Below are 15,532 nucleotides of genomic sequence, written 5' to 3' on the forward strand. Positions count from 1 at the left end.
GTGTAGGAACTTCCATCCTGCGGGAGAGGCCCACTCGTCTCATCTCAGCCCGGCACCCATGTCAAGAACCTCATGACCCACAACAGCTAGACTGGTTCCGACGCCCCTGCGCCGCCGTCAGCACGGTCCGGCGCGCTCATCCGATCGCACCGAGGAGCGAGAATGCTGAACTCCGCCATCGTCCTGGCCGCCGGCGAGGGCCACCACGTCGTCAACGAGCTGCCGATCCCGGCGCCGTGGTACGGCATCATCGTGTTCGTCAGCCTGATGTTCATGCTGCTGTGCATCATGGGCATGCGCTCCGTGGGCATCCGCCCGTCCGAGCCGGGCGACGAGGTCGTCCCGCACGGCCGCGAGGCCCAGGGCCACGGTTCCCACCAGGCCCAGGGTCACGGCCGCTGACACCGCTGCCGCAGCGGCCCCGGGCGTTCCCCTCGAGCCCCGGGGGCCGCGGCGGCGTTGTCTTCCGACGTGAACGACACGCACCCGAACACGCCGTCCGCCGACGCCTCCGCGTCCATGGGCGGCGCTGTCGCACCCGGGCCGGGGGAGCGGCGCTTCCGCCTGGGGATCATGGGCGGCACCTTCGATCCGATCCATCACGGTCACCTGGTGGCCGCGTCCGAGGTGGCGGCCCGCTACGAGCTCGACGAGGTCGTGTTCGTGCCCACCGGCCAGCCGTGGCAGAAGGCCGGACGGGACGTGTCCCCGGCCGAGCACCGCTACCTGATGACCGTGGTCGCCACCGCGTCGAACCCGCGTTTCACGGTCTCCCGCGTGGACATCGACCGTCCGGGCGCCACCTATACGGTGGACACGCTGCGGGACATCCGCCGCCAGCGACCCGAGGCGGAGCTGTTCTTCATCACCGGCGCGGACGCGCTGAGCCAGATCCTTACCTGGAAGGACATCGACGAGGTCTGGGACCTCGCGCACTTCGTCGGCGTGACCCGGCCGGGCCACAGCCTGACGGACTACGGTCTGGAGGGCGACATCTCGTTGCTGGAGATCCCGGCCATGGCGATCTCCTCCACGGACTGCCGTGAGCGCGTCGCGGCCGGCCGTCCCGTCTGGTACCTCGTGCCGGACGGTGTGGTGCAGTACATCAACAAGCACCGGCTCTACCTCAGGGCCGCTCCGAGCGGCACCGGGCACCGGGCAGGCGGCTCAGGGGGCGAGGCAGACCGAGTCCACGACGACGGCACCCGCCGTCGCTGACCGGCTCGCCTCGTCGTCCGCGACGGCCTCCGCCGTCTGCCCGACGTACCCCACCGACCACTTCCGAAGGAGATCCATGACCGTTCCGGAGATCACCCGCACCGCCCTGCTCGTGGCCGCCCGTGCCGCCGAGGACAAGCTCGCCGAGGACATCGTCGCCTTCGACGTCGCCGAGCGACTCGGCCTGACCGACGCCTTCCTCGTGGCCTCCGGCGCCACCGAGCGTCAGGTCAACGCCATCGTGGACGGCGTGGAGGAGGAGCTCCTCAAGCAGGAGCAGCTGAAGCCGATCCGCCGCGAGGGACGTTCTGACGGCCACTGGGTGCTGCTCGACTACGGCCACTTCGTGGTGCATGTGCAGCACGCCGAAGACCGTGAGTTCTACGCCCTCGACCGCCTCTGGAAGGACTCGCCGTCCATCGACCTGCAGCTGGAGGGCCACGCCTCCCCGGCGTCGGCGGGCGATCCCGAGCCCGAGTACCCGGCCGAGCCCACCAGGGACTGACCGGCTGTGCCCGTGCGTCTGATCCTGCTGCGACACGGTGAGACGGACTGGAATGCGGAGGACCGCTACCAGGGCCGCACGGACGTCGACCTCAACGCGACGGGGCAGCGCCAGGCCCGCGCCGCCGTCGCCCGGTTCCTCGCCGGTGCGCTCGAGGACGCCGACGAGCTGGTGGCCGTGGCCTCTCCGCTGACGCGCGCCCGTCGCACCGCGGAGATCGTCCTTGAGGCCGCCGTCGGAGACGTCGAGCTCACGCTCGACCCGGACCTCATGGAGCTGTACGGCGGGGACTGGGAGGGGCTGCGCCTGGCCGAGATCGCCGAGCGCTGGCCCGCTGAGCACGAGGCCTGGCGCGGCACCCCGGACCTGGACGCCGGTCCCGTGGCCGGGGAGACCCTCCGGGCCGGCGGTCAGCGCGTGTTGGCCGCCCTCGGTGAGCACGTGCCACCGGCCTGGACCCCGGCGCGTGGAGCCGGGGAGCGTGCCCCGCAGACCCCGGTCCTGCTGGCCGTCGCCCATGGCGGGGTCCTGCGCTCGGCCGTCGGGCAGCTGCTCGGCGCCGAAGGCGAGGACTTCGCCGCGCTCGAGCGGATCGAGAACGCGCGCGCTGTGGTGTTCGAGGGTGACTGTGCCGCCGGCGGGTCCGCGTCACGGCGGATCGTGGACGGGTGCTGGCAGCTGCGCGGCTACAACGTCTGAGTCGTGCACGGCGCCGATTTGGCGGCGCTGTCGGGTCCGGTGTACAGTAGTCGAGTTGCCAGCGCGACGAACGGACGGGAAACCTTCCGCGAACGCGATGGAAACACCCATTTTCGGGGGTATGGCGCAGTTGGTAGCGCGTCTGCATGGCATGCAGAAGGTCAGGGGTTCGAATCCCCTTACCTCCACGTAAGATGAGAAAATCGAAACTGCCCCGCCTGATGGCGGGGCAGTTTTGTTTCTGCGGTGACGTGGGCCGGGGCATCCATGTTGGTGTGGGCGAGGACGCTGGCTGTGGTCTCGTCGGGTGTGTAGTTGGCGTTTTCTTCGTCGTCGATGGTGATGCGGGTGAACAGGGCGCGGTTGAGGATGCGTCGTTCGGCTGGTTCGCACTTGTTGTAGAGATCGTCGAGGTCGACCAGGAGATCGGTGAGCTGGTCCAAGCCTATTCGGGCGTCGGTGTCGGTTAGGTTGTCGAGCCGGGTGGTGATCTGGTCGAGGTTGGCGCGGATGCGCTCTTGTTCGCTTTTGAGGAGGTCGAGTGGGATCGCGTCGGTGTAGTGGGCTTGGACGAGTTTGAGGCGTTCGGCTTCGAGCTTGTCGTGCTGGGCGGTCAGGAGCTTGCGTTCGTTCTCGCTGGATCCTTCGTGCTGGTCGAACACGTCGTTAAGGACCTTCCGGACGTGCTCAGCCAGGGGCTGGGTCAGGGAGTTGCGCTGGTAGGTGCGTTCGATCTCGGCTTCGGCGCGTTCGGCGAGGATCGCTTTGCGGGTGCAGTTGGTGGTCTTGCGGCGTCGTCCGGAGCAGGTGAAGTACTCGTAGCGGTCCCCGGTTTTGGCGCGGGGGCGTTCGATCATGAAGCGCCCTGGGTTTCGTTCCGTGGTTAGACGGTCGCGGGCGCGGTCGTCGTGAGGTGAGTGTAAGACGCTTCGACTTCGGTCGGGGTGCGATAGTCGAGTGCTTCGTGCAGGCGCTTCGTGTTCCACCAGGTGACCCAGTCCAGGGTGGCGATCTCGACGGCGGTCGCTGAGGGCCAGGTGCGGCGTCGGTGGATGAGCTCGGCTTTGTAGAGGCCGTTGACGGTCTTAAGCCAGGGCGTTGTCGTAGCTGTCTCCGACGGATCCGACCGAGGAACCCACGTTCTGTCGCGCCCAGGACGCGGCAGATGGCCTCGACCCCGAAGTGATCGCGATGCCTATCGATGAAGGCGATCATTTCGTCGTGGGGTTGTCGAGTTCCCTGGCGAAAAACACGGAGGCGGCCTTGAGGATCTCGTTGGCCCGACGGGACTCGGCGAGCTCTCGACGCAGTCTGCGGTTCTCCTCCTCGAGAGACTCCGCGGGGCCGGCCGAGGGCTCAGCTGGCCCGTAGCGGTTGCACCACATGCGCAGGGTCTCCTCGCCTACGCCGAGCTGCGGGGCCACAGCCCGGATCGAGTGTGAGCGAGGGCCTCCCTCGGCGGCTTGGCGCTCGAGGACCATCCGCACAGCGCGCTCACGCAGCTGAAGGGGTGTACTTCTTGGGCATGTTCCGATTCTCCTTGCTGAGACTCGGAACGAAACCCAGGGCGCTTCAGTCAGTGGTCGTCGGTATCGTTGGGCGCGCCCCGAGAGTACAACTTAAGACGCGCCTCAGCGCGGAGGAGAACCAGCACAGCATGACAGCGTTCAGCACCAGGTGGTCGCACCGCCCCAGCAGTACAAGGCGTAACCGTGGCGTCCATCGTCAGGGGGCCCCCCGATGACCCCGTCGGTGCCGGACGAGACTGCAGACGGTCAGGCTGAGCTGCTTGCGCAGTTGCACGACCTTGTCCCGGGTGCCTTCCTGGATGGGGAGATTGACCGGGAAGCACTGCTCGATGCGCTCGGCCTCGATGGAGAGTCGAAGCCCGCCTTCTCGTTCACCTGGCCCGGGATCGAGCGAGCACGCCAGGACGCGCGTGTCCCCACCACGGCGACGCTCGTGCCCGACGAGGATGCTTCTCTGCACTGGCCGGATGCTCGTGACGTCCTGATCGAGGGCGACAACCTACAGGTGCTCAAGCTCCTGAAGAACGGCTACTCGCGCGCCGTCAAACTGATCTACATCGACCCGCCGTACAACACGGGCGACACGTTCACCTATAACGACGACTTCGCGGTGCCCGAGCGGCAGTACCTCGAGGAGACCGGCCAGGTCGACGTGCAGGGCAACGCCACGACCAGCCGGATCGAGACTGGTGGGCGCAAGCACGCGCCGTGGCTGACCATGATGTTCCCGCGGCTCGCGCTGGCCCGTCACCTGCTGCGCCGTGACGGAGTGATCCTCGTCTCCATCGACAACAACGAGGTGCACCACCTGCGCCTCCTGCTTGATGCGGTGTTCGGCGCGGAGAACTTCGTCGACATGATGACCTGGCGCGGTGCCCGTAAGGGTGACGCGAAGCTGACTGGCGGCGGACAGGACTATGTCCTCCTCTACGCCCGTGATCGCTCCTTCCTCAAGGCCAACGACATCCGGTGGCGTGAGCGCAAGGGGGGCCTTGAGCCGATCTACGCCAAGGTCGCGGAGCTGCGAACAGAGCACGGTGACAACTACGAGGCCATGACCGCTGGATTGCGCGACTGGTACAAGTCTCTCGCGGACGAAGATCCCTCGAAGGCGCACGCGCATTACAGCACGATCGATCAACGGGGCGTGTTCTTCCCCGGGGATATCGCTAGCCCGACCCCTCGGCCCAATCTCACCTTCGAGTGGAAGGGCTATGCGGTGCCGAAGAACGGTTGGCGCTACGAGCTTGCAGCAATGGAGCGTCTTGATGCCGAAGGCCGCCTGCTATACCCGGACTCGAAAGAGAAGCGTATTCAGGTTAAGCGTTACCTAACTGAGCACGAGGAGTGGGCGCCTGCATCTGTCTTCTACCGAGACCGTCGCGCGGCCTCTGGCGCGCTCAACAAGCTCATGGGTGCCAAGGTCTTCGACGATCCGAAGAGTACGGACGTGCTTGCCCGTCTCTTTCACGCTATCACCGACGACGGCGACCTAATTCTCGACTTCTTCGCGGGCTCTGGCTCTACCGGCCAGGCGGTGTGGGAACAGAATCCGAGGGACGGTAAGACGCGGCGCTGGATTCTGGTGCAGGTGCCGGAGAAGCCGGATGCGTCTGAGGAATCGGGCAAGAACGCGCTCGCGGCTGGGTACGAGACGATCTTCGAGGTGACGGCGGAGCGACTGCGCCGCGCGGCGGCGTCCCTGCAGGAGGACACGCTCGACGCTCCGCAGCTCGGCTTCCGGATTTTCCGCACCCGTCCGACGAACCTCGTCATCGAGAAGCCGCTGTTCGCGCTGCCGGAGATGACTGGGCAGAACTATTTGGCGCAGGTTCTTGATCACACGGCGGGAGCTCCGGTTGTTGACGGTGCGAAGCCGCTCGACGTGGCGTGGGAGGTGGCGCTCAAGGCCACGGGGACGAAGCTCGACGCGCGCGTGACAAGACATGACGTCAGTGGCGTGACGGTCTACGAATACACGCCTGCCGAGGCGCAGACCTCCTCGGGACGTCTCCTGATCTCGCTGGATGCGTTCTCACTGGCGACGGCGGATGCACTGGGTCTGAGCGACGACGATACGCTGATCCTTCGTGGCGATCAGGTCGAGGATTCGGTGACGCTAACGTTGGCGCCGCGGTTGCAGTCAAAGCTGATTCTTCTGGAGCGGGTGCCCCGTGAAGTTTCGCTTTGATGATCAGCCGCACCAGTCGGCCGCCGTCTCTGCGGTGGTCGACCTGTTTGAGGGCGCCCTGGTGCCACCGCGCGACGCGCTTGCTGGGCAGGCGCCTGGTGCGGACGGGCATGCGGGGTTCACACTGGAGCGCGATGTCCTCACCGACAATCTGAGGACGATCACCGCCCGCGAGGGCGTTGAGTCGCAGGCTCAGCTTGAGTTGCTGGCAGAGACAGATCTCGAGGGGACCGAGCGTGAGTTCCCGAACTTCTCCGTCGAGATGGAGACGGGTACCGGCAAGACCTACGTGTATATCTCGACGGCGCTGCGTTTGGCGGAGCTGTATGGGCTGCGGAAGTTCGTGATCCTGGTGCACTCGATCGCGATTCGTGCTGGCGTGGTGAAGACGTTTGAGCAGACCGAGGAGCACTTCCGGTTAAAGTATCCCGGAGTCCCGTACAGGTGGGGTGTGCTCGGGGAGAATTCGGCACTGAACGACTTCACCGAGCCGTCGGGCACGGTGCAGTTTCTGGTCGCGAGCGTGCAGGCTCTCGACAAGCCGGATACGAACACCCTCTATGCCAGCGCGGAGCAGCCGCAGCTGTGGGGCGACGCGCTCAGCGGTGTGCAGCAGATCGCGAAGGCTCGCCCGGTCGTCCTGATCGATGAGCCCCAGAACATGGCGACGTCGCTGCGCCGTCAGGCGATCGCCACCCTGAATCCGCTGGTGGCGTTGCGCTACAGCGCGACCCACAAGGAGCCGTTCAACCTCGTGCACCGGCTTGGCCCGAAGCAGGCGGCAGAGGCTGGCCTGGTCAAGCGGGTATCGGTCAAGGGCATCGTTGCAGGCGAGAACGGCAAGCCCTACGTCCGCCTCGACAAGCTCCGCAGCGTCCGCAAGCGTCTGATGGCTGAGGCAGTCATCGAGAAGGCCGGCGGCAAGCGAGTGCCGGTGGTGCTGCAGAACGGCACCGACCTGTTCGAGGAGTCCGGCAGTCTGCCACAGTACCGCGGCCTGGTGGTTGACAGCATCGATCGCAAGCCCGACCGGGTGATCTTCGAGAACGGTCTCGTCGTGCACGCCGGAACAGAGACCGGTGTCGATGCCGAGGCGGTCTGGCGTGACCAGATCCGCCACACGATCCGGACGCACCTGATCCGTCAGGGGCAGATCGATTCGATGAACCGTGGCGTCAAGGTGCTTTCGCTGTTCTTCGTCGAGCGCGTGGCTGATTACGCTGGAGACGAGGCGGTACTGCCCGCGATGTTCGATGAGCTGTTCCGTGAGGAGTGGCTGCGCGCCGGCTATCCCGAGAACGAGATGCCCGCCGCGGCCGAGCTGCGGGTCGCATACTTCCCATCGACCAAGACGGGCATCCTGAAGGACACCTCTGGGCGAGCCTCGGACGCTGAGCTGGAGGCGCGGGCGTACCAGGAGATCATCGCCAACAAGGAACTCATTCTTGATCGCGCCAATCCGCGCGCGTTCATTTTCTCCCACTCCGCGCTCAAGGAGGGCTGGGATAACCCGAACGTCTTCCAGGTCGGATTCCTGCGCCACACCCGCTCCGAGTTGGAGCGTCGCCAGCAGATCGGCCGCGGCCTGCGTCTGCCGGTCGACCAGTCCGGTCACCGTGTCATGGACCCGGCGATCAACCGGCTCACGCTCATCGTCGACGAGTCCTTCACCGAGTTCCGTGACGGCCTGAACGCCGAATACATCGCCTCTGGTGGCGGCTCCGGCGATACAGGCCCTGAGGTCGACAACGCCGACAACGAAGTTATCGTCCGCAGGCGCCCTGCCCTGTTCGACAGCCCCGAGTTCGCTGAGCTGTGGAAGCGCATCCGCTACAAGGCGCGCTACCGCGTCACCGTGGAGCCAGAGGCACTCCGCATCGTGGTCGCCGCATCGGCGCACCTGGCCGACCTCGAATTCATCGAGCGCCGCGCCAACGTTGTGCAGTCCGCCGATCTCGTCTACGACGACGAGGGGCACGTGGTCACAGCAGACTCTGCCGTGGCCGAGTCGCGCGGTGAGCGCATCGTCGTCGTAGGCCAGCGCCTGCCTGACGTCGTGCAGCTCATTGAGGACCAGCTGCAGTACGGCAAGTTCCCCCTCCAGCTCACGCGACCCACCGTGGCCGGGATCGTGCGCGAGATCCTGAACTACCCCGAACGCGATTACGCCCGGCACGTCCTCGACGACCCTGACCGCTGGGCACGAATCGTGGCGAACGCCATCCGCATAGAGACGATCGAGCAGATGGTCCGCGGCATTAGCTACGAACCCATCGAGGAATCCGACTGGTGGGACGCGGAGGTCGTCTTCCTCGAGGTCGAGTCCAAGAACCCGCCGCAGCCTCTGCCCGGCAACCCTGACCCCAAGAACGGTGTCATCGCCGCACCCGAGGGCGGCGTGAACCTCTACGACCACGTCGACTACGACAGTCACGTCGAGCGTGCCTTCGCCGCGCAGCTAGAGAACAACCACGAGCACGTCAAGCTGTTCACCAAACTGCCGCGCCGCTTCCGCGTCCGCACACCTGTGGGCGAATACTCGCCGGACTGGGCCATTGTCTACGACGAGAACGGCACCCAGCGGCTGTACCTCGTCCGCGAGACCAAGGACACCCGCAACCTTGACGACCTCGACTGGGACGAGGCGATGCGCATCCGCTTTGCGGACCACCACTTCGACGCCGCACCAACCGGGCCGATCGACTACAACTACACGACCGACAAAGCTGGCTTGCTGATCGGTGAAGCGTCTGGTGTCAACGGAGGGGTTGATGAGTGAGGAGGACCCGAACGCACCTGCTCCCAGCGCGGTCTGGAACCTTGTGCCGCTCACCCCTGAGTATCTCGAAGCTGAGCACAGTGGCTACGTCTCGGCACTTGAGGTTGCGCTTGAGGACGATGAGATCCGTAACATCGCGCTGTCCGGAAACTACGGCGTTGGCAAGAGCAGCATCTTGCGCGAGCTCGGGAAGCGACTTGACGGCCGCGTTGTCGAGCTTTCGCTGTCGACCCTTGCCCCGATTGAAGCGTCCAAGTTAGACGAGTCGGTGCCGCTGCAGGCCACGACTCCGACGAACCGTATCCAGCAGGAGATCGTCAAGCAGCTGCTTTACCGGCAGGATCCGAGCAAGACGCCTGCGTCCAGATTTCGTCGAATCGAGCGCTTCCGGTGGTGGAGAGAGTTCGGCACGGCTGCACTGATCGGTCTGGCCGTTGCCGTCATTTTCTTGCTGACTGGCTGGACTGCGCAGATCGCCCGCACTTTCACGGCGCTGAACGATCTCGACGTCTGGACGCACCTGATCGTCTGGGGCGTGGCAACGACTGCGGTGATTCTGGTGCGCTGGCTGTTCTACGGGAAGATCCGCATCAAGCAGCTGTCTGCCGGCGCCGCGACCGTCACGCTCGACGACAACTCCGTCTCATACTTCGACCAGTACCTCGACGAGATCGTCTACTTCTTCGACGTGTCGGATCGTGACGTCGTGATCTTCGAGGACATTGACCGGTTCAACGACTCACACATCTTCGAGACGCTGCGCGCGCTCAATACTTTGCTCAACGCTTCGCCTCAGATCGAGAAACCGATCCGCTTCATCTACGCGATCAAGGACAGTATTTTCGACCGAATCGGGCTGGAAGCGGAAGGCCGCAAGCTCGAGACGGGCGTGCTAGCAATCGACGATCCGGCGCAAGCCGAGGCGGTGCGTGCGAACCGCACCAAGTTCTTCGATCTCGTGATTCCCGTAGTTCCGTTCATTACGCATCGCAGTGCACGGAATCTGGCGACCCAGTTGCTGGGCAAGATCGAGCACAAGGTGGCGCCGGAACTGCTCGATCTGGCTGCGCAGTACGTCCCTGACATGCGGCTGCTGAAGAACGTCCGCAACGAGTTCATCGTCTTCCGCGATCGAATTTTCTCAGGCGACGGTGAGCAACTCGACCTGAGCGAGACCGACCTGTTCGCGATGATGCTCTACAAGAGCACGCACCTCACGGACTTCGAGACGATCCGGCTCGGCAAGAGCAATCTGGACACTCTCTACAAGCTCAGTCGCGAGCTGGTAGCCGAGAACATCAAGCGGATCGAGGGCGAGCGTCGAGTGCTTCGACAACGGCTCGCGCGGATCAACGGAGCGGCAACTCGAAGTGCTCAGCTGGGGGATCGCCTCTTGGCGCACATTCACCGGATTGTGGTTGCTACCGTGTACCAGCGACAGAATGCGACGTATATATTCGAGCGTCAGAGCAAATCCGTTGATGACCTCAAGAGCGTGCAGTTCTGGGCGAGCTTCGTCGCGGCTGATGGCGACCCAGTGCTCCAGTGGCGCAACAATCACGGGCAGACACTGTCATTGACTCGGAGCCACCTCGCGGCGGAACTGAGCGATCCGCTCGACGCAGAGAGCTGGACCGCATCGGATCGCGACACGCTGAACGAGCAGATCGACGAGAAGACCGAAGCCCTCAAATTCTTGCGAAGCGCCGATCTCGGGGACCTCGTCAAACGTCCCGAGTTTCTCGTTACATACGAAGAGACGGCACATTCGTTCGCTTCCGTAGCCCAGAACCTTCTGAAACCTGGGCTCGCCTATCAGCTGGTGCGTGCGGGACACCTCAACCGAAACTTCACCTTGTACACCTCCACCTTCCACGGTGATCGCGTAAGTCCGGCGGCGACGAACTTCATCATCCACCACGTCGAGCGAGACCTGATGGATGCGCACTTTGAGCTTGGCCCGGCGGACGTCGATGCCGTCGTCCGGGAGCGTGGCAAGAGCGCACTGAAAGAGCCCGCACTCTACAACATCGCGATCCTCGACCGTCTCCTTGTAACCAACGTTGATGCAGCCGACATCATGATTCGCTCGCTGGCTGGCCTGGGAGAGAGTCAGACGCAGTTCCTGCGGGCCTACCTAACAGCCGGTGAGCAGCGCGCACAACTCGTCCAGCGGTTTGCGACGATGTCGCCAAGAACACTTATCTACCTCGTGAACCAAGCGGAGCTGGACGAAGCTTCGCAGCTAGAACTAGTGGACGTTGCACTGGCGAATCTGTCATCGTCAGCGCAGCGCACGGACGCACGGGTCGTCGACTATCTGCGAACGCACTACGCGGAGTTCTCCGTCCTCACGAACGACGGGACGTCCGCCCAGGCAGAGCAAGTTGGAGCGCTCTTCGCCGAGGCGAGCATCACATTGCCTAGCCTGACGCCGCTGTCGGCAAGTGCCCGTCCGTCGTTCGTCTCACGCAGTTTGTACGACATTACGCATGAGAACCTGACCCTCACTATTGGCAATGACGAGACGGTCGCCCTCGATGTCATTCGAGCGGCGAACAAGACGGTCTATGGCTATGTCCTTCAACATGTAGATGCCTATCTGGGCGCGATCGAAGGCTCTTCCGCGACGGTCGATGAAGGTAAGCAGTTCATCGCAGTGCTCGAGGAACTACTCGAGCAAGGAACGCCTCGCTTGGCCGACGTGGTTGAGCGCTCTGCGCCGGTATGCCAGGTTGTCGATCTTGGCGTTATCTCCGAGGGAGCGTGGCCGGCGTTGGCTATGCATCAGCGATTCCCTGCAACGTTCAACAACGTCAGCCGATACGTTGCTGCGCTTGGAGTCGATGTCCACATCGCTCCGCTGCTGGCGGAAGCAGGCACGCTCACCGAGGCTGAGTCGGCCGAGGAGGATGAGAAGACCACGTTGGCGACCACGATTCTTGCGGCGCGGGAGCAACTGCCTGCCGCAACGCTGCGCGCGGGCCTTGTTGCGAGCTTGGAGCTGAGTAGCTACCTCGATGTTGGGGAGATTGCTGCCGAGTCGGGCGACTTGTTCGCTCTACTCCTCAAGCACGACATCATTTCGGACGACGCGGAGTCGTATGAGCACCTATCAACAACAAATTGGCCAACGCGAAGGGCGTTCATCCGCGAGTCAAAGAAGTTCGCAAGCTACATGACGCCGGAGCTGGTGCAGCCGGATCTGGCGGTGCTCCTCGCCGACACTGACATCGAGGACGCGATCAAGCGGGCGGTGATCGACCAATCGGCTGCATACGCCGAGGTCGCTGGACAACGAGGGTTGAAGGAGCTGGCGCGCCTCGCTGTGCAGTATCGGCGCACCATCCCGTCTGCTGTCGTGCAGAAGATGGCGCAGGGTGGTGCTTCTGCGCAGTACGTAGTGCCCCTACTCGAGCCACACCTTGGCGACCTTGCCCGCGCAGACCTCTTCGCGATCTTGCAGGCTTTGAGCGGGGAGTATTCAAGCCTGACCACCGTGGGACGTACCTCCCTGCACGTCGCAAACACACCCGCAGACCGAGCTCTCCTTGAATGCTTGAAGAGTCACGGAACCGTCAGCTCGTATAACACGAGCGTGTCGCCTATCAAGGTGAACAGGAAGCACAAGTGATCTGCATTTGCAGGCAGCGAGGACAGAGATGAGCGAGAAGACAACACATGGGGCACGATGGGTGCGGGCCGCTCTCCAGGTGAACCCCTACGAGTACCAAGGGAAGAACGCACCGTCGGCCACCTACGACACCGAGGCTGACTACAACAAGGCCTTGCTCGACGAGTGCGAAGTGCAGGACATTGAGTTGTTCGCGGTCACTGATCACTGGAAGGTCGACTCCGCGCTCCAGCTCATCCGCGACGCAGCCGATCGGGGCATCGTTGCCCTTCCCGGCTTCGAGGCGAACTCCGATGAGGGCATCCATATCCTGGTGATCTTCGAAGCGGGTACCAGCGCGGCGACGATCAACGCCGCGATCGGGATGTGCGGTGTTGCACCGGGCTGCGCCAACGGGACAACTGGTGCGTCCTTCACCGACATCCTCGAGAAAATGACCGCGCGGGGTGCGCTCGTGATTCCTGCCCACGTGAATGTCCCGAACAGTGGCCTTCTGACCGGCCGAGCCGGACAGCCGCTCGTCACGAAGATCAAGCACCCGGATCTTCATGCACTCGGCATCACGCCGAGCCAAGCCGATGGTACAGATCAGGCTGCGATCCTCAACGGCACCAAGCCCTATGACAGGGCTCATCCGCTTGCCGCGATCCATGCTGACGATGTGACGAAGCCCTCCGCCCTCCAGAACGAGGGCGCGAGCTGCTGGTTCAAGGTCAGTCGCCTCTCCGTGGACAGCCTTAAGCTCGCCGTCCGAACTCCTGAGACCCGAGTCTCGCTGAAAGATCCCGCGATCGAGGTGCGCCCCACCCTGAAGGAGATCTCGTGGGTCGGCGGCTTCCTGGATGGCGTAACGATCCCGCTCTCGACCGATCTCACGACACTCATTGGTGGACGAGGAACTGGGAAATCGACCGCCATTGAGAGCCTCCGATTCGTGCTGGGGCTCACCCCGATTGGTACAGAGGCGAAACGAGACCATGACGACATCGTGAGCGGCGTACTCAAGTCGGGCACCGTTGTGAAGCTACTTGTCGAGACCGCCTCGCCGTCCGTGCGAACATTCACCATCGAACGCTCCGTCAACAACCTTCCGGTCGTGAAAGACGAGAGCGGTACTGCCACCACCCTGCGGCCAGTCGATGTCATCGCGAACGTGGAGATCTTCGGGCAGCACGAGCTCGCCGAGCTGACGAACGACAGCTCGAAGGTCGCGAGCATGCTGCAGCGGTTCCAAGGGAGCGGCGAACTGACAGTCGAGCACATCGACACCTTGGAGAAGCTCGAGCTGAATCGAGAGAAGCTGATTCGTGCGGAGGAAGGGCGATCCCAGCTCGAAGATGAGCTTGCAGATATCCCGCGGCTTGAGGAACAGGTGCGGCACTACACCGACACGGATGTGCCGACTCGGCTCAAGGAGGTCACGCGACTCACCCAAGATGAAGCGGTGTTCACCGAAGCAACGGCGCGCGTGACCACTGCTCAGGAGTCGCTAACAGCGCTCACTGACCAGCAGCTGATCACCAAGCTGGAGGCGGCATTTGAGAACATCGATGACTCACCGAGATCTGAGTATCTCAAGCGCGCGCAGGCTGCATCGACGGCGTTGGCCGCCAAGCTGACGGCGCTTGCGACTGAGGCCCGCACAGCGCTCGACGCGGCATCCCTGGAGATCGAGACAGCGAAGAGCGAGTGGTCAGACGCAGTTCGTGAGCAGCGTGACGAACACAATGAGGTGCTGCGCAAGCTCGTGGAGGAAGGGCTGGAGCCCAACAAGTACCTCGACACGACCAGAGCGCTGGAGACGTTGAAGGCTAAGGAGTCTCGACGCGCCGGTATCGCAACAAGCCTTCGGGCCCTGCAAACCGAGCGGGACACCCTGCTGCAGGCGCTCGCAGGCCACGAGAACGACCGGGCAAGAGAACTGACCGAGGCGATCCGTGCCGCGAACGCCGCGACCGGCGGAGTCGTGATCGTGAAACCCGTCCCCGCGTCGGATCGGAAGCACATCAAGTCCCTGATTGAGCAGTCCATCTCCGGCCAGCGCCATCGCATCATGGCGGCTATCGACCAGGACAACTTCTCAACGCGCGCTTTCGTGGAAGCGGCACGGGCCGGAGAGCCGGAGCTGAGCGCGCAGTTCTCGATCACTGGCGCGCAGGCGCGATCTCTGGTCGAAGCCGGCGAGCCCCTTTTCCGCCACCTCGAAGAGCAGTCGGTGGGGCGAGCTGTGGAGGTGCAGCTGGACGTGCAGGCAGGAACCGGAACACGCGAGTTCAAGAAGATGGAGGATCTGTCGAAAGGCCAGCGTGCGACCGCACTGCTCCTTCTCTTGCTCGGCGCATCGAATGCTCCGCTCGTGATCGACCAACCTGAGGATGATCTCGACAACCGATTTGTTTATGACGGCATCGTCACCAACCTTCGGAGTCTGAAGGGTAAGCGTCAGATCATCGCGAGTACTCACAACGCAAACGTCCCAGTGCTCGGTGACGCCGAGTTGATCGTGGCTCTCGAAGGAGATGGCCAGAACGGCCGAGCTGCAGCGGACGGGATCGGATCCCTGGACGATGTAGCCATTCGCTCACACGTTGAGAACGTGCTCGAGGGAGGGCCTGCAGCATTCAACGCTCGGCAGCATCTTTACGGGTTCTAACTGCTATCCCGGTTCAAGGCAGCGCCGTCCAGACATCTGTCGTCACGGTGCGTGCGTCCGCAGTATCCGCCGGATCGTCGACTCGCTCACCCCATACATCTCCATCAGCTCGCGACGGGTCGAACCGCCGGCAAACAGACGCCGAGCCTCGGCCTTCTGTTCGTCGCTGAAGGCTGCACGTTTCCCGGCTCTTCACAATCGAGGGTGTAGACGGGCTCTTCACAATCGAGGGTGTAGACGGGGCTTGAATCCTCCACTCTCGAGCAAGGACCTAGCGATGTAGTTGGTGAGATTCCGGAAGCCCAAGGCGGATCCGCGTAGGTG

The 15,532-nt window shown here is 63.7% G+C and carries 10 protein-coding genes, 1 tRNA gene and 2 pseudogenes; 9 read left to right on the forward strand and 4 right to left on the reverse strand.

Going from position 1 to position 15,532, the window contains the following annotated elements:
- Positions 1–162 precede the first annotated feature (162 nt).
- From FM125_RS06540 to FM125_RS06560, 5 genes are all read left to right on the forward strand, one after another.
- Positions 163–402 carry a hypothetical protein gene (locus FM125_RS06540; RefSeq protein ID WP_087134044.1) on the forward strand — a complete coding sequence of 80 codons (240 nt, stop codon included), beginning with the start codon at positions 163–165 and terminating at the stop codon, positions 400–402.
- A 117-nt stretch (positions 403–519) separates the two neighbouring features.
- On the forward strand, positions 520–1,218 hold the full coding sequence (gene nadD / locus FM125_RS06545; protein ID WP_087134049.1) for a nicotinate-nucleotide adenylyltransferase: 699 nt from the start codon (positions 520–522) through the stop codon (positions 1,216–1,218).
- Positions 1,219–1,294: 76 nt separating this feature from the next.
- On the forward strand, positions 1,295–1,723 hold the full coding sequence (rsfS, locus tag FM125_RS06550) for a ribosome silencing factor (RefSeq protein WP_087134045.1): 429 nt from the start codon (positions 1,295–1,297) through the stop codon (positions 1,721–1,723).
- 6 nt (positions 1,724–1,729) lie between these two features.
- Positions 1,730–2,422, forward strand: coding sequence for a histidine phosphatase family protein (locus FM125_RS06555; protein ID WP_245829857.1), 693 nt, complete (start codon positions 1,730–1,732; stop codon positions 2,420–2,422).
- A gap of 115 nt (positions 2,423–2,537) precedes the next feature.
- Positions 2,538–2,610, forward strand: a tRNA-Ala gene (locus FM125_RS06560).
- Here the strand turns inward: FM125_RS06560 and FM125_RS12255 are convergent.
- The 3 genes and pseudogenes from FM125_RS12255 to FM125_RS12265 form a co-directional block, all read right to left on the reverse strand.
- On the reverse strand, positions 2,602–3,279 hold the full coding sequence (locus tag FM125_RS12255; protein WP_180525413.1) for a recombinase zinc ribbon domain-containing protein: 678 nt from the start codon (positions 3,277–3,279) through the stop codon (positions 2,602–2,604). The genes FM125_RS06560 and FM125_RS12255 overlap by 9 nt on opposite strands.
- A gap of 26 nt (positions 3,280–3,305) precedes the next feature.
- Positions 3,306–3,555, reverse strand: a pseudogene (locus FM125_RS12260) (integrase core domain-containing protein); the annotation flags it as partial.
- A gap of 78 nt (positions 3,556–3,633) precedes the next feature.
- Positions 3,634–3,903 (reverse strand): transposase, encoded by a 270-nt coding sequence (locus tag FM125_RS12265; protein ID WP_425435798.1) that lies wholly within the window; start codon positions 3,901–3,903, stop codon positions 3,634–3,636.
- A gap of 259 nt (positions 3,904–4,162) precedes the next feature.
- Here FM125_RS12265 and FM125_RS06575 point away from each other — a divergent pair, with 259 nt between their 5' ends.
- The 4 genes from FM125_RS06575 to FM125_RS06590 are packed head-to-tail and all read left to right on the forward strand — an operon-like array spanning position 4,163 to position 15,208.
- Entirely contained in the window at positions 4,163–6,142 is a 1,980-nt protein-coding gene (locus FM125_RS06575) for a site-specific DNA-methyltransferase (protein ID WP_087134046.1), read from the forward strand.
- Entirely contained in the window at positions 6,126–8,921 is a 2,796-nt protein-coding gene (locus FM125_RS06580; protein WP_219337034.1) for a restriction endonuclease, read from the forward strand. Before FM125_RS06575 ends, FM125_RS06580 begins: the two co-directional genes overlap by 17 nt.
- Positions 8,914–12,555, forward strand: coding sequence for a YobI family P-loop NTPase (locus FM125_RS06585; protein WP_087134047.1), 3,642 nt, complete (start codon positions 8,914–8,916; stop codon positions 12,553–12,555). Before FM125_RS06580 ends, FM125_RS06585 begins: the two co-directional genes overlap by 8 nt.
- A gap of 28 nt (positions 12,556–12,583) precedes the next feature.
- Entirely contained in the window at positions 12,584–15,208 is a 2,625-nt protein-coding gene (locus tag FM125_RS06590) for a TrlF family AAA-like ATPase (protein WP_087134048.1), read from the forward strand.
- 42 nt (positions 15,209–15,250) lie between these two features.
- On the opposite strand, the pseudogene FM125_RS12470 reads toward FM125_RS06590, so the two are convergent.
- Positions 15,251–15,370: pseudogene (locus FM125_RS12470) on the reverse strand (helix-turn-helix domain-containing protein); the annotation flags it as partial.
- Between the last annotated feature and the right edge of the window lie 162 nt (positions 15,371–15,532).

It is taken from the genome of Micrococcus lylae (genome assembly GCF_900163825.1).
Classification (GTDB): Bacteria; Actinomycetota; Actinomycetes; order Actinomycetales; family Micrococcaceae; genus Micrococcus; species Micrococcus lylae.